Source organism: Alteromonas sp. LMIT006 (genome assembly GCF_024300645.1).
GTDB lineage: Bacteria > Pseudomonadota > Gammaproteobacteria > Enterobacterales > Alteromonadaceae > Opacimonas > Opacimonas immobilis.
Map to the genome: position 1 here is coordinate 759,981 of NZ_CP101291.1, position 25,236 is coordinate 785,216.

The window sequence follows — 25,236 nt, forward strand, 5'->3', positions numbered from 1 at the left end:
TAAGTATGAGCTGTTGCATAATGACCATTGGATTTATGCAAAATTATTTACCACTGTATTGGCAAGTAAGGTAAGATCTGCACCGAATTTTTTATGACTTGAGTCAGCACTAAGGATTCTGTTACGTGACATTGCCGACCCATCTGACATCGCTATCTGAACACTTAGCCGACCAATCGTGGCATAACGATTTGGTATTGAGTTCTCATGCGCGCGAATGGTTGTTGGCAACCGAGTCATTAACCGAACGTTTAGTGTCGGTGACCGATGGCTTTGCTGTGCAACTTGTGCAGCAATCGGATTTGCCATTGCACGCGAGCGAAAGAGCCGTGTTGCAAGAAGACCAATATGTTGTGCGCGAGGTCGTGTTGCATGACGCGGGCATTCCCTTGGTATTTGCGCGTTCTGTGATCCCTCAATCGCTTTGCCAAGGTGAGTTTGTGGGACTAGGCAATCAGCCATTGGGCAAAATTTTGTTTAACGATACGCGCTTTGTGCGCCAGCCATTTACGTTGACGCGAATTACTCAGGATTCTGCTTTTGCTCAAGCGTGGGATGCGACAGCGGATTTGTTTGGTCGTCGCTCAGTGTTTGCGTTTGCTGATTCACAACTGCTCGTCGCTGAGGTTTTTTTACCTTCATCACCAGCATACGGAGCATCGCAATGATGCGTTTGGCTAAAGGATTTTGGTTCATCACGCGAATGGATAAACCCATCGGGATCTATTTGTTGTTATGGCCCACTTTATGGGCAGTGGTTTTAGCTTCATTAGGGCAACCGCAACTGGATGTATTATTGATTTTTGTTGCAGGTGTGCTGGTGATGCGCGCAGCGGGATGCGTCATCAATGACATCGCTGATCGCAAAGTGGACGGTCATGTGAAGCGAACCAATGCGAGACCTTTGGTTTCAGGTCTGTTAAGCACCAAAGAAGCCATCGCCATGTTTGTTGGACTTTTGTTGGTGGCCCTTCTCTTAGTATTGCAGTTGAATCTAGCCACATTTTATCTGTCGTTGGTGGCCTTGGTACTGGCCAGCAGTTATCCCTTTATGAAGCGCTATACGCATCTACCTCAGGTGGTTTTAGGTGCCGCATTTAGTTGGTCGATTCCGATGGCGTTTATGGCAATCAATCAAAATATTCCAACTTGGGCATGGTATTTATATATTGCGAATTTGGCATGGACCGTTGCGTATGACACCTTGTATGCGATGGTGGATCGTGAAGATGACCTGAAGATTGGGGTCAAATCCACGGCGATACTCTTTGGTCGTCACGACTTGACGATCATAGGTTTACTGTATGCCGTGATGCTTGGGATGTTGGCCTTGCTTGGGTATGAGCTGATTTTCGGCACGTGGTATTTCGCTGGCTTGAGTGTGATGGCAGCAGTGATTGGTTACATCATGTGGCAAGTAAGAGAGCGTGATCTCACCCGGTGTTTCGCTATGTTCAAAGCCAACCACTGGATTGGCTTGATCTGTTTGTTGGGACTATGGGCCGAGTTACTCAGCGTTTGAGTTATTCTCTAACGCATCTAGGCGCGTTTCCAGTGCTTTGAGTTTTTCGCGGGTGCGCAATAATACCTGGCTTTGTACGTCAAACTCTTCTCGTGTCACTATATCCATCTTAGCAAGTTGGGCTTGGATCACTTGTTTGACCTTGGTTTCCGTTTCATTGGCCATGGATTTGATGCCTTCTGGCATGGCGTCGGTGATCTGCTTGGCAAATTGCTCTAATTTTTGGGGATCTAACATGCTGATTTCTCCTTTTAGACAGTTTTTATTGTAACTGAGCCGTGTAAAGTTTCAATGCAAAGCATGCAAATTCAGGTAAAATACTCTTTATGAAATTAAATCCTGCGCAACACGACGCGGTCACCTACATTTCTGGCCCTTGCTTAGTGTTAGCGGGCGCAGGCAGTGGCAAAACTCGTGTAATCACCAACAAAATCGCTCATCTTGTGCGCGAATGCGACGTGCCCGCTCGGCACATCGTCGCCGTGACGTTTACCAATAAAGCGGCGAAAGAGATGAAAGAGCGAGTGGCACAAAGCCTTGACAAGCGCGAAGCGCGTGGCCTAAAAGTGTCTACCTTTCACACCCTCGGTTTGAACATTATTCGCAAATACACCCATTTATTGGGGCTTAAAGCCGGTTTTTCGTTATTTGATGACAAAGACAGTTTTGCTCTGCTCAAGGATCTCACCGAGGAAGTATTTGAAGGTGACAAAGACCAAATCAGGCTATTACAAAATTGCATTTCCAATTGGAAGAACGACTTGATTTTACCTGAGCAACTTGCCAAACGCGCAGCCAATGACGGAGAAAAACAGTTCGCGCATTTTTATGAGCGCTATCAATCGCATCTAAAGGCTTATAATGCGGTGGATTTCGATGATTTGATTTTGCTGCCCACCTTGTTGCTCAAACACAATGAAACCGCGCGTCAGAAAATCCAATCCAACATTCGATACCTATTGGTGGATGAGTATCAAGATACCAATACTTCACAGTATATTTTGGTCAAGCTATTGGTTGGAGAGCGCTCGCGGTTTACCGTCGTGGGCGATGATGATCAATCCATTTACTCATGGCGCGGCGCGCAACCGAAGAACCTACAGTTGTTGAAGCAGGATTTTCCACGTCTCAAAGTTATCAAATTAGAAGAAAATTATCGCTCGTCCGGCCGTATTTTGCACTGCGCAAACATCTTGATCCAAAACAACCCGCATATTTTTGATAAAACCTTGAGAGCCAATTTGCAGTACGGTGAGCCGCTTAAAATTGTCATCGCACGAAACGAAGAACACGAGGGCGAGCGCGTGGTAGCAGAACTGCTTGCGCACAAGTTTATGAATGCGACCTCGTTTGGCGATTATGCGATATTGTATCGTGGCAATCATCAGGCTCGCGTGTTTGAAAAAATTCTCATGAACAACAAGATCCCTTATAAGATCTCTGGTGGCACTTCGTTTTTTGATCGCACCGAAGTCAAGGACATCATGGCGTATTTTCGGGTGCTAGTGAATGCCGATGACGATAATGCTCTGTTGCGGATCATTAATACCCCCAATCGCGGTATTGGCAGAACATCTTTGGAGAAGATTGGCCAGTTTGCTAATGAGAAACAAATCGGTTTGTTTGCGGCTATTTGTGACAGTGATTTGCAGTCTGTCTTGACCCCTCAAGCGTGGCAGGCAACGAGTCAGTTTGCTCGGATGATGGTCGAAGCGTCGGACAATGCTGATCGTGGCGATACCGTTGCGGTGATCCGTGACCTCATTAAGCAGATTGATTATGAAGCTTGGCTGTTCGAGCATGCTGCATCGCCAAAAGCGGCAGAGATGGGTATGGCGAACATCTCCACCTTGTACGGCTGGGTCACGGATATGTTAAAAGGGTCTGAAACCGATGCACCGATGACGCTTTTGGAGGTTGTAAACCGGTTGATTTTGCGCGATATGATGGAGCGTGGTGAAGATGAGGGCGCTGGCAATCAGGTGCAGTTGATGACCTTGCATGCGTCCAAAGGCTTGGAATTTCCTTATGTTTTCTTAGTCGGCATGGAAGAAGGCTTGTTGCCACATCAATCGAGTATTGATGAGGACAATGTCGAAGAGGAACGAAGATTGGCGTACGTGGGGATCACCCGCGCTCAACGCGAATTGACCTTTAGTATTTCTCGAGAACGCCGTCAATTTGGTGAAATTATCCAGCCTGAACCTTCTCGCTTTTTGTATGAATTACCCCAAGACGATGTCGAGTGGGAGTTCAAAAAGCCCACCAAAACCGCTGAGCAGCGCAAAGCGGTCGGCGCAGTCGGCATTGCAAACCTAAAAGGATTATTAGGCGACTCTAGTGAGAGTTAGTCGTTCTATTTGGTTGCTGGTTACACTTCTGTCACAATATCCGACAGAGGCCAGCGTGATTTGGGTAAATCCGCATTAAAATCCGATTCTGCGCGATAGCCCAACGCAATCACACAAATCGCAGATAAGTTTTGTGCCGGCAAAGCAAATTCTTTATCAAGGGCAGGTAAATCGAACCCTTCCATTGGTAGGGCGTCGATTCCCATCGCCGCTGCTGCGGTCAAAACGGCACCGATGTTAAGGTAGGTTTGTTTTTCCATCCAATGCTGAGTGTCTTTGAGTTGATAGCGATGTAGGTTCACAAACGTTGAACGGATCCCGTGATAGGTTTGCTTGAAGCTTGGGTCTTTGGCAAAGCGTCCATCTTGCTCCTCGCGCTCTAATAAAGAGAGAAGATAGTCGTCGTCCATGTGGATCTTTGAGCAAACGACCACGACATGCGAGGCGTTTTGGACTTTAGGTGCGTTGTATGCGTAAGGCCCTTGCGCACCTTGATTCACTCGGGCTTTACCGACATCTGTGGAAGCCACAATAAAATGCCAAGGCTGGACGTTGACACTCGAAGGAGCAAAGCGCATCACATCCAGTAATGATGACATGTCTTGTTCTGAAATGGTACGGTTTGGGTCAAACGCTTTGGTTGCATAACGCGTCTGCATAGCTTGGGCAATATTCATTAAAAATCCATGTTGTCACGATACTGAACATCGGCATCGGCTATGCACAATGTTCATTCATTTTCAAAAAACTTAGCTGGCTTTGTAGCCTTGCTGGTATAACGCGAGCGCTTCATCTGGATGCGCTTGACGGGCTTTGATTTCGGCAAGCAGAATCACATCCTCTTGGCGCTTTTCAATGGCGATGGCTGTCTCTGCCTCGCTTTGCGCTAATTCATCATTTCCGGCGTGGTACGCAAGATGTGCGAGTGTGGAATGCAATAACACGTTATCGCTGTCGCGCTTTAGCCACTTTTGCAATAATTTGGTTGAGGCTTTGGGCTCGGCTAAATGCAGCTTTTTAAACAGTGGCAACAGCTGTGTGTGCGGACCTGATTTTTGTGCTTCAACGAGCGCTTTTTCGGCTTCACTGTGCATATCTTGGGCGATCAGCTGTTCAATATAAGCTTTTTGTTGGGCAGGAGATTTGCGTTGGGCGCGCGGCAGTTTTTGCCATTCTTGAATTAACTCATTGCCACCTTCATTGCACGCAATCAAAGCAAAATCGCCCTCTGCTGCCAAATCTTGCCAGTGTTGGTAACGACCGCCCAGGGGTTTTTTCCAACCGGTTAAGCGTTCACGCAGTTCGTGCCACTCGTCCGCCGCAGCTAAGGCCTCAGCCCAGACTTCGATAACGTTGGCTTTGGTTTTTTGGGCAATGGTTAAGCTTTCGATGATATCTAATGCCGCCTTGCTGTCATTTTGGCTGATCAGGAAGCGCGCTTTGGTCAATTGTGCGGCCAGTGCACTGCCTTCGTTGAGCGCGGCTTCGTCCCAATACCCTAGCGCGGCTTGGGCATTGCCGAGTTTGGCTTCGACATCGGCTAGAGCGAGTAAATTAAGACCATTGAATTCGGCATTGCGGATTTTGAGAAGAGCTTTACGTGCAGGCACAAAATCCCCTTCCGCAAGGGCTTGCATGCCTTTATTGAAAAACGATTGGCGACGACGCGAGCCCCAACTCCCTAACCAGTCTCTTGATCCAGTTAACATCCCTACAATGCGCTTGATGAACCATTCCATGACCAAGAAGCCTATGACCGCAAAGAACACCATCACGCCCAGGCTGATCACACTCATCTCTATGGTGGTGTTTTTGAGGGCAATTAGGACGTAGCCTTTTTCGCCGACTAAATTCGGTCCAACAATCAATCCGACGACCAAAATAACCAATAACAAAATCACTCGGATCATGCTTAGTTCCTCCCTGCAAAGAGGGTCTTGATTCGGGCATCAATGACCTCTGTCAATGGGACTTGAGAATCAAGCTGTGCCGGGATGTCTTTACTGGTATCTACGGCAATCAAATCCTGAATTGACTGAATGTAGGCTTCTACGCCTGAATTATCCAATTGGTAATGTGCGACCACAGTATCTAATGCGGTTTGTAAGCCTTGGATATACAATGCTGGTTCTTCTTGCAAAATCGCCTGTTGTGCATTGAGCAGTGCATATTTGAGCTGTTCACGAGCAAGCCATTGTTGTTTACCTGACATAAATGGAGTGACATCGGTAGTGCGTTCTTCAACGGAGATAAAGTCTTTGACAATGGCATCCCAGCTCGCCTTGAGATTGGCTTTCCAATTCGCTACATCGGCGCTGACGGTAGTTTGCTCCTCAGGAGCAACCGGATCAGGGAGTTTCAAGGTATCTAATGGCAGCGCATCCACTTGGGCAATCAAAGCAGAAATGCTCAGCGCGATAGAAGTTGAAGGTACCTGGTTAACTTGTTGCAAGGTTTGAATATCTTTTGCCAGAAGGGCTCGGATCGGCAAAAGTGAAGTATCCGCTAAATCGGCAATGCGCACATCTGCAGATTTCAACAACATTATGGCAGATTGCACATCTTGCTCAAGATAGAGTTTTTTGCCTGCGAGCTTGACCAGGTAATCGGCTTCAGCCAGTAACCAATCTGATGGACGACGACCAGCAACATCAGCAATGCGCTTGGATAACCCCTCATTGGTCAGTTCATTGAGTTCAACACGCTGGGTTAATTGATTGAGCGCTTCAGCTGTTTGGCTATCATCGGTTTGTAAATTCGTTAAGGTTTCAGTTTGGCTATCAAGGACTTTTTTGACCGCAGCAACCTCTTGTGACACGCCATTTAAGCCTGTTTCCAGGCGAGAGTAACGTTGTTCCAGCAACTCGATTTGGGGATTGGTGCGCTCGACTTTGATGTAGTTGAGCCAGTACCAGTAACCCGCTGCAAGCAAAGCAATGATAATTAAAAAGTTAACAGTCGTGATGAGCCACAAACCTTTATGACCGTGTTGTTTTATCACTTCTACTTCGATTTCATTGGGGTGTGTAGCTGGTTGAGATGAAGCAGGTTCTTGCGTGGGATCGCTATCTATCTTGTCACGTTGCGCGGATGAGCTATCAACGACTTCTCCTTCAATCACGTCGTTTTTTACATCCTTATCGTCTGCTGCCATGAGCTACTCCATTTATATATTTTGTAGGGTACTAATTAAATCGGTGTCCGATGCACCATTGGTATTGAACACGGATGCGATACCGCGTTCATGTAATATCTTAACAATGCGCTGACTAGGTGCCAACCAAGTGCAACTTTTTAGCCACTGACTTGCAAAATGTGCAAAAGCTAACTCTACTTGTTCGCCGCTAGTGACAATAATAGTCTTAATATCGACTGGTTGCCAAGCATGTGTAGCCACTGGCTCAGATAAATTTAAGCGCTCATAGCTGCATAGAGTGACCACATCCGCACCACGATCGGTTAATGTGTCGGCTAAAGCAGTTCGACCGCCTTTACCTTTTACAATGACTACTTTTTCTTGCAATACACGTTGTAAATGGTGAAGCTCTAGCAATCCTTCTGAGTGCTCAGCCCCTTTGGGCGCACGAAAAATTCTATGACCATTACACCAAAAAGGATCTTTACTTGTCCATTGGGCTAAGGTCTGAAAAGTACCATTTCCTATCGCATAAATCAGGCATGAGCTATGCAGTTCCGGAAGCAGTGGCAGCGTCCATTTAGCCGCGACGCTTGAGGTAAAAACCACATGCTTAACCCTCTGCCATTCAATCTGTTTGATCTTAGCAACTAGATCATCGCAAGGTAAGCAACGCTGTAGAGCCACTCCAACACATTCAATTCCGGCTTGAGCAAAAGCGTACTGAGATGCTGCAATCTTATGTTCAGGTCGCAACAACAGCACACTCATGTTAATCAATGCTCACATTGGCAAGGATGTCACCAGCACCTTGTGCAAGTAGGTCTTCTGCAATGGATACGCCAAGCGCAGCTGCTTGCTCGCGTCGGGCATCAAAGTCACCAATCAGACTCACCGTTTGCTCACTTTGACATACCAATTTGCCATCGACAGAAGCCACTAATCCTCGCAAGCGCAATTCGTCATTATTTAACTCAGCAAATGACCCAATTGGAATTTGACAACCCCCTTCTAGTTTGGCATTCATAGCGCGTTCTGCACTCACTCTAATGGTCGTTTCAGGACAGGCTAGGGCTTGCAGTAAAACAATTACATCCGGCTGGTCGTTGCGACATTCTATGCCAACCGCTCCTTGACCTACTGCGGGTAAAGAGATTTCAGGAGCAATTTGTTCTTTAATGCGAAAACCCATATTTAAGCGAATTAACCCTGCACAGGCCAATATAATCGCATCGTAATCACCAGCGTCTAGTTTTGCCAAGCGTGAGTTGACGTTGCCACGCAGATCCTTAATGACCAAATCTGGACGTTTGGCTCGAAGTTGTGCTTGGCGACGCAATGAACTGGTGCCGACAATCGCCCCTTGTGGTAATTCGGCAAAACTATCGTAGTTATTTGAGACAAACGCATCATAAGGATTTTCGCGAGGACATATTGCGTGTAAGCCAAACCCTTCGGGGAATTCCATCGGTACGTCTTTCAGTGAATGCACGGCAATATCGGCACGTCCTTCCATCATGGCCACTTCGAGCTCTTTAATAAATAGGCCTTTGCCACCCACTTTGGCAAGTGGTGTATCTAATATACGGTCGCCTTTGGTGGACATCGGGAGTAACTCCACTGCCAAATCTGGAAACGCACGTGACAAACCTGCTTGCACATATTCGGCTTGCCACATCGCAAGGGGGCTTTTGCGTGTGGCGATGGTTAGGGTTTTACTGCTCATATTTCATCCGTTGTGTTGCGGTATCCAAAAGCCGATTTAATCGGCTAAGCGAGCTTGTAACCACGCGCTGATATCTTTGATTTGATCTGGGTGCACATTGTGTTGCATCGGGTAGGTTTGCCAGCTGGCTGCAAAACCATTTTGCAAAGCCGATTGGTAAGCCGCTTCACCCATACTCATAGGCACCACATCATCATGCGTACCGTGCGCAGCAAAAATAGGCGTATTGACACCGGCGTCGGTTTTTTCTGAAGGCAATAACATTGGCTCTGCCATATACGTAGATAAACAAATCAAACCACCGAGAGAATGCTCATAACGCGCACCAAGGTGATAAGTGATCACGCCACCTTGAGAAAACCCAGCAAGAATGATTTTGTGCGCTGGAATGCCCGCTGCAATCTCAGCATCGAGTAACGCTTTGACTGATTCTGCAGACTCGCGTACGCCATCAATGTCAGCACGTGAACCAAAATCCATACTTTTGATGTCATACCATGCACGCATTTGCATGCCATTGTTGATCGTTACTGGACGCACCGGAGCGTGCGGAAAAATGAACTTGATGCCTAGTTCATCGGGAAGTTGAAATGCGGGCACAATCGGCGCAAAACCGTTACCTGAATCTCCTAAGCCATGCAACCAAATGACAGTGGCTTTGTGTTCGCTTGGCGCTTCTACGACGACTGAGGGTAACAAATCAAGCATTGCCTAACCCTAGGCGCACTTCGACACCGGCCTGTTTGCTAATAGCAGCGTCTAAAAACGCCCAAAATTCACCTGCGCCTCGCTCATCGATCCATTGTCCATTTTCGTAATTAAAATGGTGTCCGTTGTAACGGGTAGCAACCCATAGTTGGAGCAGAGGCTCTTGTTTGTTCAAAATGATTTTGGTGCCGTTTTCGAACACTAAAGTGATGATGCCATCGGCGCTCTCGGCCTCAATATCAGGCTCTTCAAGGGCGTCGATTTTTTCTTCAATAGCAATAAACGCTTCATCAATCAGGTTGTGATATGCCAATTCGGTTAATTCTGCCATGAGCTCTCCTGTACGTGGCCAGTGCATAGTGTTTTATTGGTTGATTATGTTACCATTGAGCGCAGTGTGCAATCCAATGTTAGTTCAGTCTTTTTTACCTATGTCTATTACACCAAGTTCATCTGCTAAAGGAAATCTCTTTGTCGTATCAGCGCCTTCTGGTGCCGGTAAGTCGAGTCTGATCAAGGCGCTATTAGAGCAATACAGCACCGACAACCACCCTCTGCAAGTTTCAGTATCTCATACCACTCGGGCGCCACGACCCGGTGAAGAAGATGGGGTGCATTATCATTATGTGAACGTGAATGAATTTAAAGCCTTGATTGAACAAGGTGGTTTTTTTGAATGGGCGGAAGTCTTTGGCAAATACTATGGCACATCAAAACAAGCGATTGCGGATACCTTGGAGCGCGGAATTGATGTGTTTTTGGATATTGATTGGCAAGGGGCAAGACAAGTCAAAGCCCAATTTCCAGGTGCGCAGACTGTGTTTATTTTACCTCCTAGTGTTGCTGAGCTTGAACGACGCTTGACTGGGCGAGGGCAGGACAGTGCAGAAGTGATTGCCGGTCGGATGGCGCAAGCAGTAAGTGAAATGTCGCATGTTGATGAATTCGATTACGTGCTGATAAACGATGATTTTGAACAAACGTTGAGGGCGTTTTGGAGTATTGTTCAAACCCAACGTCAGACTCAGACGTACGTCAATAGCGCTCATCGCGCGCTGATTGATGCATTACTAAACAAATAATTTATCGTCCAAAATATAGCAATATCGATGTTTATAGGATAAAATCACGCCCCTTTTACGAAATTTTACTATTTTACACGGAGAAGACCATGGCTCGAGTCACTGTTGAAGACGCAGTTGATCAGGTAGGCAACCGCTTTGATTTGATTTTATTAGCAGCTAAACGTGCACGTCAACTTGCCATCGAAGGTAAAGATCCTCTTGTTGATAACGTTAACGACAAGCCAACGGTTGTTGCATTGCGCGAAATCGAAAAAGGTTTAGTGACTCAAGAATCATTAGAAGAAGCGGAAGTTGCAGAGCAAGTTCGAGCGGAATCTGCAGAATTTGCATCAGTTGCTAATATCCTTGCTGAATAAGCTTTTTTCCTTTTCTAACACTAGCATCACACCTTAATAAGACGTATTCTATAAACGTTATAATCAATTAAACGTGTGATGCATTAGTGTATTTATTCGAACCCTTACAAAAGACCATTGAAACCTATTTACCTGCTGATAAGATTCAGTTGGTACGTAATGCATTTGTCTTAGCTCAAGATGCGCATGAAGGACAGATGCGTTCGTCTGGCGATCCGTATATTACACACCCTGTCGCAGTGGCTAATATTTTGGCCGAAATGCAATTTGACCACGAAACTCTGATGGCTGCTTTATTACACGATGTGATTGAAGACACCAGTTATACCCGTGAGGATTTGGCTGAGCAGTTCGGGGATACGGTAGCTGATTTGGTTGAAGGCGTCAGTAAACTCGACAAAATAAAATTCTCAAACAAAGAAGAAGCTCAAGTCGAAAATTTTCGAAAAATGATGCTTGCTATGGTCGAAGACATCCGCGTCATCCTAATTAAACTAGCCGACCGCACTCATAACATGAGAACGCTTGGCGCGTTGCGTCCGGATAAGCGCAGACGAATTGCCAACGAAACGTTAGAGATTTACGCACCACTTGCTCATCGCTTGGGTATCCATGACATGAAGAATGAGCTTGAGAATCTGGGATTTGCAGCAAAGCACCCAATGCGGGCGCGCGCATTATCAAGCGCGATAAAACAAGCGCGAGGCAATCGCAAAGAAATCATCGATAATGTGTTTACCGAAATTTGCACTCGACTTGATTCAGTGGGCCTGCCTGCTTTGGTCAAGGGACGAGAAAAGCATCTTTATTCGATTTATCGCAAGATGAAAAATAAAGAACTGCAGTTTAATGAAGTCATGGACATCTATGCATTTCGTCTGATCTTTGACACCATCGATGATTGTTATCGGGCATTAGGGGTGATGCACGGCTTGTATAAACCGATTGAAAACCGGTTCAAAGATTATATTGCCATTCCGCGTACCAATGGTTATCAATCGCTACATACTTCGTTGAAAGGGCCTCATGGTATTCCGGTTGAGATCCAAATTCGCACCAATGAAATGGATCAAATGGCAGACAAAGGCGTTGCCGCGCATTGGCTTTACAAGGATAACGAAGATACGGATTCCAGTGCGCATTTAAAAGCCCGCAAATGGATGCAATCCATTCTCGAGTTGCAACAAAGTGCCAGCTCGTCGTTTGAGTTCATCGAGAACGTCAAATCTGATTTGTTTCCAGACGAAATTTATGTGTTTACCCCCAAAGGCTCGATCATTGAATTGCCGATGGGGGCATGTGCGGTGGATTTTGCTTATGCCGTGCATTCAGATGTTGGGAATCGCTGTGTGGGGGTCAGAGTCGATAAGCGCAACTCGTCATTGTCACAGCCATTAGAAAACGGGCAAACCATCGAAATTATTACTTCTCCACGCGCTAAACCGAATGCCAACTGGCTAAATTATGTCGTATCGGCAAAAGCACGCAGTGCGATTCGTCACTACTTGAAGCGCCAGCAAACCGAAGACGCAGCGAACATGGGCCTTCGCTTGTTGCGCCACGCTTTAGGCTCGGTCAAATATGACGATATTCCAGCCCTGGATCTGCAACAAATCGCGTTAGATATGGGGCATAACACCTTTGATGAGCTACTCAGAGAAATTGGTTTAGGCAACGAATTAGCGGGTGTCATAGCTCGACGTTTGGTTGGGGAAACTGAAGGGTTAACTGAGTCAGATAAGCGCGGTAATGTGGCGATTAAAGGGACTGAAGGCTTATTGTTACATTATTCTCGCTGTTGTTACCCAATCCCAAATGATGAAATCGTCGCAGTTCTCAATCCAGGTAAAGGTATGATGATCCATCAGGTAGGCTGTACCAATATTCGTAAGCTCGCCCGAGATGAACCGCAACGGGTCTTACCGATGGAGTGGGATGGCGAAGTCAATGGCGATTTTAAGGTTTCATTGCGTATTGAACTGATCAATCATCAAGGCATACTGGCCAAATTAACCAACACCATTGCAGCATCGGATTCTAATATCATCTCGATGAATTCAGACGAAAAAGAGTCCAATATTTATAATGTAGATTTGGTGTTAACCACCCATAATCGTATTCATTTTGCTGATATTATGCGTAAAATTCGCAATATCGAAGAAGTTCAAAAAGTCTCGCGACATTCGCAGAGCAAAACCATAAATTAGGAAATAACTATGTCTCGACAAATCATTCATACTGACCGTGCGCCCGCTGCTATAGGTACTTATAACCAAGCGGTTAAGGTTGATAACACCACATATTTATCTGGTCAGATCCCACTGGTACCAGAAACCATGGAAATGGTATCGGATGATTTTGCTGAGCAAGCCCATCAAGTGTTCAAAAATCTTTCAGCGGTGTGTGAAGCTGCCGGTGGCACACTCAATGATATGGCCAAAGTGAATATATTTGTTATTGATTTAGGACATTTTGCTACCGTGAATAGCATTATGGCTGAGTATTTTAGTGAACCTTACCCCGCTCGTGCGGCAGTGCAAGTTGCAGCATTACCCAAAGGCGCACAAATCGAAATTGATGGTATCTTGATCACTGAGTAAGCTTATGTCACCGGAACGTTATCAGCGCATCCGCCAAATGTTGGCGATGCGTCAAACGGATTTGACGGTGCTCATGGAAGAAGTACACAAACCTCACAATGTCTCTGCAATTCTGCGTACCTGTGATGCAGTTGGGATCCATCAGGCGCATGCGATTTGGGAAAAAAACCCTGGCATGCGTCGTGGCACCTCAATGGGCGCAACGGATTGGTTGTCGGTACAAGCTCATGACACGATTGATGATGCGGTGTCTCATCTCAAAGCGCAAAAAATGCAAGTCCTGGTAACGAACTTGTCTGATTCAGCTTTAGATTATCGCGAAATCGATTACACACGCCCTACGGCCATTATTATGGGACAAGAAAAAAACGGTGTAACACCAGAAGCTTTAGCGCTTGCGGATCATGATATCGTGATCCCTATGGTGGGCATGACGCAATCTTTGAATGTTTCTGTAGCGGCGGCCTTAGTGTTGTACGAAGCTCAGCGTCAACGGCAAAATGCCGGTATGTATCACACTCAACAATTGAGTGAGGAAGAATGTCAGAAAGCTCTGTTTAAAGGTGGTCATCCAACGATTTACAAACAGTGGTTAAAACACGATTTACCTTTGCCTCATATTAATGAGGAAGGACAAATTGATGCCTCACAAATATGGTGGGATACGCTACAATATTCCAAATAACAAGTGACGTTTACATAACGATAATAACAAAGGGATTACGAGTGACGCAGACGACATTAGGCAGTATGCCAGTGACCAAGCTCAAAGGAGTCGGCCCTAAAATGGCAGACAAACTCCACGATTTTGGTTTGCGCACGGTGCAAGATGTGTTGTTTCACCTACCCATTCGCTATGAAGACCGCACGCGTGTTTACAATATTGCCGATGTCCATCATGGTTTGCATGCAACCGTTGTGGCGCAAGTTATCAGTGCCGAGATCAAATTTGGTAAACGCCGCTCTTTGGTGGTCAAAGTCTCAGATGAGACGGGCGGTTTGAGCTGTCGTTTTTTCTTTTTTTCGGCGGCACAAAAAAAACAACTTATACCAGGTACTCGTCTGAGAATTTTTGGTGAAATGCGCCGTGGCTTAAACGGACTAGAAGTGGTTCATCCCGAGTACAAAATTGTCCACGACGATGCCCCAATTGCAGTGGCCGAAAGTCTTACCCCCGTCTATCCCGCGACCGAGGGCATCAAACAAGTCACTCTGCGAAATCTCACCGAGAGTGCCTTACAAGCTCTTGACCAAGGTGCGTTAGCAGAGTTATTCCCAGCGGGTCTGTATGATCAGCAAGTGTCTTTGCGTGAAGCGTTGTACCTCGTGCATCGCCCACCACCGGACGTCACGATGGAGTTGATAACGGAAGGTAAGCACCCTGCACAGCATAGATTAATTTTAGAAGAGCTGATCGCGCATCATCTGAGTATTTTGCAGGTTCGTCGAGATCATGCACAAGACCCAGGGTTTGCGATTGAGGAACGAGATCCCTTGTCTCGGGCTTTTTTAGAGCAACTGCCTTTTTCCCCGACCAATGCCCAAGCGCGCGTGGTTGCTGAAATCAAATCAGACTTAGCTCAAGGCGTACCTATGTTGCGCTTAGTGCAAGGCGATGTGGGTTCGGGCAAAACCTTAGTCGCCGCTCTGGCGGCGTTACCCGTTATCGCTCAAGGGTATCAAGTTGCCCTGATGGCACCAACTGAATTGCTAGCAGAGCAACATGCGCAAAATTTTGCCAACTGGTTTGCTCCGCTTGGTTTAAATGTAGGCTGGCTAGCTGGTAAACTCAAAGGCAAAGTACGTGAGCAAGTGCTTACCGAACTGCAAAACGGAACCATCAATATGCTGGTCGGTACTCATGCCGTGTTCCAAGAAAAGGTGGAATACGCCAATCTTGCTTTGGTTATTATTGACGAACAACACCGATTTGGGGTGCATCAACGCTTAGCTTTACGCGAAAAAGGCGAGCAACAAGGGCGTTTCCCGCATCAATTAGTGATGACGGCGACGCCGATTCCACGAACTCTTGCCATGACTGCTTATGCTGATTTGGATACTTCAATTATAGATGAATTACCACCTGGTCGCACGCCGGTCAAAACAGTCGTCATCCCCAACGCCAGACGCGATCAAATCATCGAACGGGTACGCCAGGTGGTGACTACTGAGCGCCGTCAAGTGTACTGGGTTTGCACCTTGATTGAAGAGTCGGATGTCTTGCAAAGCCAAGCGGCAGAAGACACCCACGCGGCATTGCAAACACTGTTGCCTGAGCTGCGTATCGGCCTAGTGCACGGCCGACTTCACGCCAAAGACAAACAAGCACGAATGCAGGCATTTAAAGAAGCTGAAATTGATTTGTTGGTCGCGACCACCGTCATTGAGGTTGGCGTAGATGTACCGAATGCTTCGCTTATGATCATAGAAAATCCAGAGCGCCTAGGCCTAGCACAACTGCATCAACTCCGAGGAAGAGTGGGCAGAGGGAGCGTGGAAAGTCATTGTGTGTTGTTATATGAAGGGAATTTGTCAAAAACTGCCGAGCAACGCTTACGGGTGTTACGAGAGTCCAATGATGGATTTTATATTGCTCAAAAAGACTTAGAAATTCGAGGTCCGGGCGAGATCTTGGGGACTAAACAAACGGGTATCGCGGATCTCAAGATTGCCGATTTGGTTCGAGATGGCCACATGCTCGGCCAAGTCCATCAATTGGCTGAACATTTGTTCGAGCATTATCCCAAGCACGCCAATGCCATCGTACAGCGCTGGCTAGGATATAAAGGACACTATTCCAATGCTTAAACAAACGCATATTCAACAATATAGTGACTTGCGTATTATAGGCGGTGTGCCCTTTCCGATTCGTCTAGCGGATACCATAGTTCAAGAAGCAAAACCAGAATATTTGGCACGGTTACAAGACCTTGCTGACACCTGGCAGTTACAAGCCTGGCCGAAATCGGCAGGCAATCCGGCTCAAGGCTTATTCTTATCGTTAAGCGAAAATGGCTTGGGTTTAGTGGATATCAACCTGCCAAAGGTACTGCCATTGATGGTTGATTTTGCCAGTGAGGCACTTGCGTATCGCAAAGACAAAGGCGGTGGCAAAAATGAAGCGATTGCCAAAGCGGTTGGTATCAAAGGACAATCTGATTGGCATGTAGTAGATGCTACCGCAGGCCTGGGAACGGATAGCTTTATCTTGGCCAGTGTTGGATGCCGAGTCACTATGTTAGAGCGTGCTAATGTGGTGTGCGCGTTGTTAGCCGATGGGCTCGCTCGGTTGGCATGGCGCGATGACTTGGTTTGGTTGGCAGACGCTCTTTCACTCAAATCAGGCAATGCCCATGAATCGTTGCAAAAGCTTGCTCAAGAAGCAGCGCATGTGGATGTGGTGTATTTAGATCCCATGTTCCCCCATAAGAAAAAATCCGCCGCCGTGAAGAAAAACATGCAGTTTTTGCAACAACTGCTTGGTCATGATACCGATGCGGATGATTTGTTGACACCAGCCTTGGCGTTAGCGCATAAACGCGTGGTCGTAAAACGCCCCAACTATGCACCACCGCTCAACAATCAGGCTCCGAGTATGGCGATTAAGGGCAAAAAACATCGCTTTGATGTGTATTTGCTGTAATAATCAATTTATTGAAGATTACTCGCCTCCCACCTGCATCTCGCTCAACAAAATCGAACCTGTGTGTACTGAGCCTCGGATTTCTGTATCTCGAGCAATGCCTTGGATATTTGCCAGCATGTCCTTTAGGTTAGACGCCAGAGTGAACTCATGAACTGGGTATTGGATCACACCATTTTCGACCCAGTATCCTGCAGCGCCTCGCGAATAATCGCCGGTCACCCCATTAACGCCTTGTCCCATCAGTTCTGTGACTAAGATTCCAGTACCCATTTGCGCGAGCAAATCGGACTGTTCGGCATGCGTCGTGGATACTTGCCAGTTGTGAATACCCCCAGCATGGCCTGTCGTGGTAAGTCCCATTTTGCGCGCAGAATAACTGGTTAATAGGTAGGTCTGTAAGACGCCATCTAGGACGATATCTCGTGCAATAGTGGCTACGCCCTCGTGGTCAAAGGGAGAGCTAGCCAGTGCGCTTGCTAGATGTGGCGCTTCTTGTATCGTTAACCATTTGGGTAAGATTTGGGTATTGATACTATCTAGTAAAAAGCTAGACTTGCGGTAGAGACTGCCACCGCTGATGGCGCTCACTAGATGGCCAAACAAGCTTGAGGCGATGGTGCGATCAAGTACGACGGGGTATTTACCGGTTTTGACCTTTCTTGCATGTAAGCGATTGAGGGCATTATTTGCAGCCTCCACACCAATGGTTTTGGATTCGGGCAGTAAATTTGCTTGGCGATTGATGCCATAAGCGTAATCGCGCTGCATGTCATCGCCATCGGTTGCAATCATGACACAGCTTAACGCATAGCGAGAACTTGGATATCCAGCTAAAAAGCCATGTGAGTTGCCATAGACTCGACAACCAATATTGGCGTTGTACGTTGCGCCATCCGAATTTGTGATTTTGTCAGAGACCTCGAGTGCAGCTTGTTCGGTTTCAAGTGCTAACGCGAGAGCCTGTTCCGTATCAAGTGCAACAGGATGATACAAATCACAATCGACGATCTCTTTGGCCATTAGCTCTGCATCTGCCAAACCATTACAGTCATCGCGTTCAGTATGTTTAGCGATGGCTACGGCTTTTTCAACAGTAAGTTTGAGCGCGTCTGGTGAAAGATCTGAGGTGGAAGCTGAGCCTTTTTGTTGGCCGACATAGACGGCAATCCCTAAGCCTCCGTCATTGGTGAATTCAACCGTCTCAACATCTTGCATACGAGCTGTGACACTGATCCCTTGTACTTTTGACATGCTGGCTTCAGCCGCGGTGGCACCTGCCGCTTTAGCAAAATCCAATACTTGTGAAACTGCGTCTTGAATGTCGTTTAGCTGTTGCTGTATAGGTTGCATATAAAACTTCTATCCATTATAGGGCCGGTCTTGATACAATAGCACTCAATTAACAAGTACCCACTGTGACAGGCAATCAATCTATGTCCGAATTTGATGATGTTCAAGACAACAACGAACCCGAATTTGTCAGTAAAACCCAACTCAAGCAAGAAGCCAAAGAGTTAGTTGATTTGGGCAAAAAACTCACCGAGTTGACGCCTGCCAAGCTCAAAGAGTTTGATCTGGATGATGAATTACTAGAAGCGATCACCCTCGCTCAAAAAATCAATCGCAAAAAAGACGGTTATCGTCGCCAGTTATCGTTTATCGGCAAACTCTTGCGTCAGCGTGATAATACACCTGAGATTGCGCACCAAATGACGATGTTGAATGTCGCTCAGCGACAAGTTGTCCAAGCTTTTCATGCATTAGAGAACACTCGAGATGACATCGTCGCGCGTGGTGACGACGCTATTAACGAGGTGTTAACCGCACATCCTCAACTTGACCGTCAACACCTTCGCCAGCTTGCGCGTCAAGCTAAAAAACAAGCTGAAAAAAATAAGCCACCTAAGGCCTCTCGCGAGATATTTCAGTATCTCAAGGCGCACATCAAATAATTATTGCGTACCGCCGACGGTCAACTCATCAACCTTGAGGGTCGGCTGGCCAACGCCTACCGGCACGCTTTGTCCATCTTTTCCACAGACGCCGACACCGCGGTCAAGGCTCATGTCATTGCCGATCATCGAAATCTTACCCATGACATCTGGGCCATTACCAATTAAGGTTGCACCTTTGATTGGTGTGGTGATTTTACCATCTTCAATTAAATAAGCTTCTGAGGTCGAAAAGACGAATTTGCCAGACGTGATATCGACCTGACCACCACCAAAGTTGGGTGCATAAATGCCTTGCTTCACACTGTTGATGATCTCATCAGGCGAGTGTTCGCCACCCAACATATAGGTATTGGTCATGCGCGGCATGGGCAAATGCGAGTAAGACTCACGTCGGCCATTACCAGTGGGAGCCACCCCCATCAGTCGCGCATTGTGTTTATCTTGCATATAGCCACGCAAGATCCCATCTTCAATCAGTACGTTGTATCCGGACGGCGTGCCTTCATCGTCAATACTGAGAGAACCTCGGCGGTCAGGGATCGTGCCATCATCGACGACAGTGACACCTTTGGCGGCCACTTGTTCACCAATCCGACCCGAGAACGTCGATGCGCCCTTGCGATTAAAATCACCTTCTAAACCATGACCAACGGCTTCGTGCAACAATACCCCAGGCCAGCCGGCGCCAAGCACCACTGGCATGTTGCCAGCAGGGGCCGCTTCGGCTTGTAAATTAATTCGAGCCATGTGCAAAGCATCATCGGCAACACTTTGATAAAAGGGTACGCCGTCTTCTTCCGCAGTAAAAAAGGCATAAGCATAACGCCCACCAGCACCGGAACCACCACGTTCACGACGGCCATTTTCTTCTAATAATACAGAAACATTCAGGCGGATTAATGGACGTATATCAGAAGCCAAGGTACCATCGGTAGCGATGATCAGTATTTCCTCATACACACCTGTGATGGATACACTCACTTGTTCCGCATTAGGTGCTTGAGCGCGAATATATTGGTCACAGGCTTTTAATAAGGCGATTTTTTCTTCTTCAGCCATTGCCAGTAAAGGGTTGTCGCGCATATATTTTTGCACAACATCACGACTCTGGAGGTGTTTGCGAGCAGGCGTTACATCAAGTTTTGGAGCAATGCCACGGGCTGCTTTAGCCGCATCCTTTAGTGCAGTAAGATTAATATCATCTGAGTAAGCAAAACCGGTTTTTTCCCCACTGATTGCGCGCACCCCAACGCCGCGTTCGATATTGTAACTCCCGTTTTTGATGATCCCATCTTCTAATACCCAGGCCTCGTGCTGAGAAGATTGAAAATACATATCCGCATAATCGACTTGATGGGTATCAAACAGCGCAAATGTCTGTTCAATCTGGTGCAGACTGATATCGGAAGCGTCTAACAGATTGTGTTGTACGTCAGCTAAACTCACAGCGTCTCCTAAAATACTTTGCGGTGCTGTGCCATTGGAATGGCTTGGCGAATGTGTTCTTGAGCTTCATGGTCGAGGTGACAACTGATCCAGCCGCAGCCTTGCTCGATACATGCGATGCGCTCGCCCCATGGCGAATAGATTACGGTATGGCCAAATGTTTCTCGGCCATTAGCGTGAACGCCGCCCTGGTTCGCCGCAACCACATAACTTTGGTATTCAATAGCACGCGCAGCCAGTAAGCTATGCCAGTGTGCTTTACCTGTAGTGTAGGTAAAAGCGGCGGGCAACACAATGACATCTAATGGTTTTTTTGCACTCATTGCGTTGAATAAAGCGCTAAATCGTAGGTCATAACAGACCGCCATGCCAATGTGCCCAATTGCGCCAGTGTAAGTAATTGCTTGCTCACCTGCTACTGTTGTAGCCGATTCTCGATAAGCGCGTGTATTATCTGCAACATCGACATCGAACAGGTGCACTTTTACATACTCAGCACACATCTCACCAGCAGGATTGATCAACCATGAAGTTGCTTTCAATTTATTGGGTTCACAGCTTGGGGTAGGAATAGAGCCAGTCACTAGCCAAATGCCAAATGTTCTAGCGGTATCACAACACCATTGTTTGAGATATGCTTGCGCAGAGGGCTCTAGTAACGCAAGTTGCCCTTTGTCATTACCACCAAAAAACGCAAAGCATTCTGGTAACACCACCAAGGCGTTATGAGATGAGGTACGCTGAGACTGCCATTGTTCAAGCTGAGATGTTACCTCGATAAAGTTAGCATCGACATCGGGCACAGAGATCAGCTGAATGGCAACGAGTTCGAGATTATCCACCGTTGTTGCTCGGAGGTTCAGCGAGAGGTATGCCTTGCTTATCTAATTCACTGATAGGACGATCAGTTTCTTCTGGTAGCTCCGCACCAAGACGCGCAGGCAATTGAATATCAGCACTGGTGCGCCCAAGCTCTTCAATTATAGGTTCAGCAAAGGTTCCGGTAACGGAATAATTGATATTTGAAAATACTTTCGCTTCGGTCAGTACTTGGTTTACAGCAAGGGCTGCAATAGCGGTTGGCGGATTCACCATAAAATACATTAATGCAGGTAAATTCCCGGTTACATCAGGAGTAAACGACACGTTATAGTTCAGCTCTTGAGCGACCAAATCGGTAAAGCCAGTGATTTCGATCTCGCCTGCACCGCCATCAACCAATGTGTCTTGAGTACTTGCGACGCCTTGTTCAATTTTCATGGTGCCACTGATTTCATCATAAAAAAAGCCCTGAGCAAAGACATCACGAAAGTCCAAGCTGAGTTTGCGCACCAACGAGTCGAGAGACACGAGGGTAAAAATTCGAGAGCCCTTGTCGCTGACTTCGGTTAAATACCCATCAGAAAGTGACCAATCGACCTGCCCGTAAAGATTTTCAAAATTAAAGTCCATTGGTGTATCTGTCCAGCGCATAGCGAAATCAAAATCCGCACTGGAATCGACAATACCTGAATCAAAATTGAAACGTTTCAAAAATTGTCCAAAATCTTTTGCATCCAACACACCTTCCAATTGTGTCTCTGCGAGACGCTCGGCGCCAGAAAAACGCCATTGGCCAGAGGCGAATAATTTACCCTCGGGGTGTTCTATGCGAAACTCATCGATAGCAACACCTTCTAAGTTTGGTGAGGTATGCATCACAATTTTGCCAAAGTCATTACCTAAGATACGGCATTTGTTACAGTTGAAACGAATCGGTGGAAGATTCATTGCCTGCCATTCAATTTGAGCCGATTCTGTTGCCGAAGACCAAGTGGGCAAATCAACATACTGTGCGTTAATGACCACCCCAGTTCCGAGCCAGTCGTTGTACAAACTAGCTTCTGCACGAGTTTCATCGGAACTGAGCTCAATTTGCCAATTATTATCGGATTGTTTGACTGTGGCGCCAACATTGTGCAAAGTCTGGCCGGCAATATGCAAAGCGTCAGTTTCGATAAAGATCCGTTCTGGTGGCGCAAACAAGCTATTGCCTCGGGCTTGTTCGCTATCGAGTAAGTGATTGATCGCGCTGTACCAGTTCAGCACATCAAGCTCATCTAAAGCTGCCGAGATACTAAATCCTGTCCCCATATTAACTAAAGGAGATGCATTGCCTAAACGCAGATGGGCTCTAGAAAACTGCATCTCAGCATGGGGTAATGCACCAGTGAAATGCACCGAGTTATCTAACCGGGTGGTAACCTGAGAAAACTTTGCATCACCGGTTAAAGTGAGCATTAATTCTCTTGCATTAGCAAAAGGTGGCGGCAAATACCATTCACTTGATAGTAAATTAGCGTCAAGTTGTACGGCGTATGCAAAATCACCATTAGTGGGAAACTCCAAATCCACATGTGCTTGCCATGGTACGGAGCCTGACGTTAATTGTGCATAGCTAGGATTGAGCTGTTCGGCAAGTAGAGCGCTATCAAAATCACCGCTGAGTCCAATTTTTGCTTGATAGCCGCTATCCTGCTGAGACAATGATAGGTCTAAATCGATCATTTGTTCGAGGAGTCTAGCGGTTAACGTCGGAGCTGATATGTTTGAATTGTCAAACGCCAAGGTACCGCTGACATTTTTGAGTTGGGTATCAATATTTTTGATAAACACATAATTATCATCAAAAGTAACCGAACCTTGAGCGTCCACTTTGGACCCGGATAAAGGAATTGAAAGGTTTAACTGTGTAGATAATACATTGGATACAATGATATTTTCAGACAATACTTTGCCTAAAGAGCCAGCTAAACTTGATTGTTGCATGACTTGAGAAACCGCAAAGCCAGAACCACTGCCTTGTGCATCAATGGTCAATACCGATTGACTGTTCAACCCTGGAATGGATGCGTACATATCAGAGACGGCGACATCACCTAAGGTCGCGCTAGGTGCATACATAAACAAGTCTGCATTAACAAAATCCAGTGTCAGCGCTAAGTTTTCCAACATTGGCCAATCAGGCGCAAACACAAAGTCTGCCTCTTCTATCACGACTTGTGCTTGAAACACGCCAGAGTTATCGGCGAATGGAAAATCCGTCGGCACACCATCCCACAATAAAGTAGCGGATTTGACTTGGCCGGTTTGATTCTCTGTATCTAAAGCGCGCATCAAATATCGGTAAGTCTGCTTACCCATCAGCTGAGTGGGCAAAAGAGCCGTAATGTTCTTGACGGTATCTGGCTCTAAACTTGCGTGCAGTTGCAAGCGCGTATTGTATTGCGCAGATACAAATAGGTCCGTTAATTCACTTTTCAATGTTAAAGTACTTGGTGCTAAGACAAACGTATCTTCGACAATGTTTGCAAAAATATCTGCCGATAATTCACTGTATTCCAAATCTTCAGCAAGAGTATGGGGGCCGGTAAATAACATACCATCAACCGCATCAATGGTGCTTCTGATAGCTGTTAGCGCCCCTAATCGATGCCAATAAGTGTCGAGGTTAAGATTGTTGATGCCAACGTGCTCTTGGGCTTCCCAACCCGCATTAGCAAAACGTAGAAAACCGGCTTGCTCTTTGTCTGAAAGCCAATATAAACCGACTTCTGCAAGTTCTCCAGTCAGTTCTATGGGGGCGGCTTTAGGGTTGATTATTGCCAATATGGGCGCAAACATCGCCATAGGGATTGGGGTTGTTAGGACAAAATCACTTTGTCCATTGGTGTATAAGCGCCCCGCTAAAGTAGTGCTAGTCGCAATATCATTCACACTTAGGTCGATCTCATTGAGCGATACCGACCAATAGTCACGCTCAGGACGCATTACCCAATTAAATTCTTCATTTTTAACAATAATACTTTGTTCGTTATTTTGAATTTGGATATCAGTTGGTGCTACGTGACCAGTAACTTGAATTATCTGATTACTTTGAATGTCGACCCATGCTGAGCTGGATAAAAGACTCGTTTCAGCAACGTGTTCACGAAATTTGATGGGTAACAAATCACGCACAGGTAAGGTATCTGCGGCAAAATAAATTTGTCCCTCTAGAGCATGGGCGCCACCGGTCAAAGCGATAGACAAAGTCGCAAGCTCAGACTGTGAATCGGCACTCAAAATGCGCCCTATACCAGTGTGTTGATTGTTGCGGTTGAGCCATTTTAGTTCCGCGATGCGGTAGTTTTGTTCATAGCCCTCTGCAAGGAACTGGATATTGAGGTTGTCGATAGAAAAGTAAGTTAATTGTTCAATAAATAAGGTTTTTAGTAAGGGAACTAAAGCAGCAACATCATCATTTGATGTGGTTTGATCTTGTATGGGTTGAGGTAATAACGTCACCGCAGCATTGCGCAGCGCAAACTCGTGGGTGATGAGGGTCATCTGGGCAAATGATTCAAAGACATCTACGCTGATCGTAAGATGCTCGACCATAAACGCATTTTGAGAGTTATCTAAAATTGATAAGTTGACCAATTCTAACGTAGGCCCTTGGTTGTCCCAACTTCCTTTTAGTTGCTCAATGGTTACCTGCGCGTTGAGTCGCTCAGAAAGGTGCTGTGAAAGCTGAAAATTGATACTGTCAACATGAGGTAGACTTAAGCGTATGGCAGAAAGCAAAACTGCGACCAAGACCACACATAGCGCAAAACTTTGCCACATAAAGGCAATGCTTTTGCGCAAAAAATGGCTGGTATTACTTTCGCTCACTCAAACGTAC

At 46.4% G+C, this 25,236-nt stretch carries 23 protein-coding genes; 11 read left to right on the top strand and 12 right to left on the bottom strand.

All coding sequences use genetic code 11. From position 1 onward, the window contains the following. Positions 1 to 125 precede the first annotated feature (125 nt). Both NLG07_RS03585 and ubiA read left to right on the top strand, forming a co-directional pair. A complete protein-coding gene (locus NLG07_RS03585; protein WP_254856337.1) occupies positions 126 to 668 on the top strand; it encodes a chorismate lyase in 543 nt (180 codons plus the stop codon). Further along, positions 665 to 1,522 carry a 4-hydroxybenzoate octaprenyltransferase gene (ubiA, locus tag NLG07_RS03590; protein WP_254856338.1) on the top strand — a complete coding sequence of 286 codons (858 nt, stop codon included), beginning with the start codon at positions 665 to 667 and terminating at the stop codon, positions 1,520 to 1,522. The genes NLG07_RS03585 and ubiA overlap by 4 nt, the downstream gene beginning before the upstream one ends. On the opposite strand, the gene NLG07_RS03595 is transcribed toward ubiA, so the two are convergent. Beyond that, complete coding sequence (locus tag NLG07_RS03595) at positions 1,508 to 1,759, bottom strand: accessory factor UbiK family protein (RefSeq protein ID WP_254856339.1); 252 nt, start codon at positions 1,757 to 1,759, stop codon at positions 1,508 to 1,510. The two genes, ubiA and NLG07_RS03595, sit on opposite strands and share 15 nt — an antisense overlap. A gap of 89 nt (positions 1,760 to 1,848) precedes the next feature. On the opposite strand from NLG07_RS03595, the gene rep reads away from it, so the two are divergent. Further along, a complete protein-coding gene (rep, locus tag NLG07_RS03600; RefSeq protein ID WP_254856340.1) occupies positions 1,849 to 3,873 on the top strand; it encodes a DNA helicase Rep in 2,025 nt (674 codons plus the stop codon). A gap of 20 nt (positions 3,874 to 3,893) precedes the next feature. Here rep and nfsB read toward each other — a convergent pair whose 3' ends face one another. The 7 genes from nfsB to cyaY form a co-directional block, all read right to left on the bottom strand. Next, on the bottom strand, positions 3,894 to 4,550 hold the full coding sequence (gene nfsB, locus NLG07_RS03605) for an oxygen-insensitive NAD(P)H nitroreductase (RefSeq protein WP_254856341.1): 657 nt from the start codon (positions 4,548 to 4,550) through the stop codon (positions 3,894 to 3,896). A 72-nt stretch (positions 4,551 to 4,622) separates the two neighbouring features. After that, complete coding sequence (locus tag NLG07_RS03610; protein ID WP_254856342.1) at positions 4,623 to 5,783, bottom strand: heme biosynthesis HemY N-terminal domain-containing protein; 1,161 nt, start codon at positions 5,781 to 5,783, stop codon at positions 4,623 to 4,625. 2 nt (positions 5,784 to 5,785) lie between these two features. Then, the gene (locus tag NLG07_RS03615) at positions 5,786 to 7,027 is read right to left on the bottom strand and encodes a uroporphyrinogen-III C-methyltransferase (RefSeq protein ID WP_254856343.1); all 1,242 of its coding nucleotides are present in this window, start codon (positions 7,025 to 7,027) and stop codon (positions 5,786 to 5,788) included. Positions 7,028 to 7,039: 12 nt separating this feature from the next. After that, complete coding sequence (locus NLG07_RS03620; RefSeq protein WP_254856344.1) at positions 7,040 to 7,780, bottom strand: uroporphyrinogen-III synthase; 741 nt, start codon at positions 7,778 to 7,780, stop codon at positions 7,040 to 7,042. A gap of 1 nt (position 7,781) precedes the next feature. Then, positions 7,782 to 8,735, bottom strand: coding sequence for a hydroxymethylbilane synthase (gene hemC, locus NLG07_RS03625; RefSeq protein WP_254856345.1), 954 nt, complete (start codon positions 8,733 to 8,735; stop codon positions 7,782 to 7,784). A 36-nt stretch (positions 8,736 to 8,771) separates the two neighbouring features. Then, positions 8,772 to 9,443: an alpha/beta hydrolase gene (locus NLG07_RS03630; RefSeq protein ID WP_254856346.1), complete on the bottom strand. Its 672-nt coding sequence runs from the start codon at positions 9,441 to 9,443 to the stop codon at positions 8,772 to 8,774. Next, positions 9,436 to 9,774 (bottom strand): iron donor protein CyaY, encoded by a 339-nt coding sequence (gene cyaY, locus NLG07_RS03635; protein ID WP_254856347.1) that lies wholly within the window; start codon positions 9,772 to 9,774, stop codon positions 9,436 to 9,438. The genes NLG07_RS03630 and cyaY overlap by 8 nt, the downstream gene beginning before the upstream one ends. Before the next feature lie 100 nt (positions 9,775 to 9,874). Between cyaY and gmk the strand changes: the two genes are divergently transcribed. From gmk to NLG07_RS03670, 7 genes are all read left to right on the top strand, one after another. Next, a complete protein-coding gene (gene gmk, locus NLG07_RS03640) occupies positions 9,875 to 10,525 on the top strand; it encodes a guanylate kinase (protein ID WP_254856794.1) in 651 nt (216 codons plus the stop codon). Positions 10,526 to 10,614: 89 nt separating this feature from the next. Then, on the top strand, positions 10,615 to 10,884 hold the full coding sequence (gene rpoZ / locus NLG07_RS03645; RefSeq protein WP_254856348.1) for a DNA-directed RNA polymerase subunit omega: 270 nt from the start codon (positions 10,615 to 10,617) through the stop codon (positions 10,882 to 10,884). 86 nt (positions 10,885 to 10,970) lie between these two features. Continuing rightward, entirely contained in the window at positions 10,971 to 13,091 is a 2,121-nt protein-coding gene (gene spoT, locus NLG07_RS03650; RefSeq protein WP_254856349.1) for a bifunctional GTP diphosphokinase/guanosine-3',5'-bis pyrophosphate 3'-pyrophosphohydrolase, read from the top strand. 9 nt (positions 13,092 to 13,100) lie between these two features. Continuing rightward, positions 13,101 to 13,484: a RidA family protein gene (locus NLG07_RS03655; protein WP_254856350.1), complete on the top strand. Its 384-nt coding sequence runs from the start codon at positions 13,101 to 13,103 to the stop codon at positions 13,482 to 13,484. A 4-nt stretch (positions 13,485 to 13,488) separates the two neighbouring features. Next, entirely contained in the window at positions 13,489 to 14,169 is a 681-nt protein-coding gene (gene trmH / locus NLG07_RS03660) for a tRNA (guanosine(18)-2'-O)-methyltransferase TrmH (protein ID WP_254856351.1), read from the top strand. A 65-nt stretch (positions 14,170 to 14,234) separates the two neighbouring features. Then, entirely contained in the window at positions 14,235 to 16,292 is a 2,058-nt protein-coding gene (gene recG, locus NLG07_RS03665) for an ATP-dependent DNA helicase RecG (protein WP_254856795.1), read from the top strand. Next, the gene (locus NLG07_RS03670) at positions 16,285 to 17,127 is read left to right on the top strand and encodes a class I SAM-dependent methyltransferase (protein ID WP_254856352.1); all 843 of its coding nucleotides are present in this window, start codon (positions 16,285 to 16,287) and stop codon (positions 17,125 to 17,127) included. Before recG ends, NLG07_RS03670 begins: the two co-directional genes overlap by 8 nt. Before the next feature lie 18 nt (positions 17,128 to 17,145). On the opposite strand, the gene pmbA is transcribed toward NLG07_RS03670, so the two are convergent. After that, positions 17,146 to 18,480, bottom strand: coding sequence for a metalloprotease PmbA (gene pmbA, locus NLG07_RS03675; RefSeq protein WP_254856353.1), 1,335 nt, complete (start codon positions 18,478 to 18,480; stop codon positions 17,146 to 17,148). 83 nt (positions 18,481 to 18,563) lie between these two features. Between pmbA and yjgA the strand changes: the two genes are divergently transcribed. After that, entirely contained in the window at positions 18,564 to 19,082 is a 519-nt protein-coding gene (gene yjgA, locus NLG07_RS03680) for a ribosome biogenesis factor YjgA (protein ID WP_254856354.1), read from the top strand. On the opposite strand, the gene tldD is transcribed toward yjgA, so the two are convergent. The 3 genes from tldD to NLG07_RS03695 are packed head-to-tail and all read right to left on the bottom strand — an operon-like array spanning position 19,083 to position 25,226. Next, positions 19,083 to 20,531 (bottom strand): metalloprotease TldD, encoded by a 1,449-nt coding sequence (gene tldD, locus NLG07_RS03685; protein ID WP_254856355.1) that lies wholly within the window; start codon positions 20,529 to 20,531, stop codon positions 19,083 to 19,085. 8 nt (positions 20,532 to 20,539) lie between these two features. Beyond that, on the bottom strand, positions 20,540 to 21,373 hold the full coding sequence (locus NLG07_RS03690) for a carbon-nitrogen hydrolase family protein (protein WP_254856356.1): 834 nt from the start codon (positions 21,371 to 21,373) through the stop codon (positions 20,540 to 20,542). Beyond that, a complete protein-coding gene (locus NLG07_RS03695; protein WP_254856357.1) occupies positions 21,366 to 25,226 on the bottom strand; it encodes a YhdP family protein in 3,861 nt (1,286 codons plus the stop codon). The genes NLG07_RS03690 and NLG07_RS03695 overlap by 8 nt, the downstream gene beginning before the upstream one ends. Positions 25,227 to 25,236 lie beyond the last annotated feature (10 nt).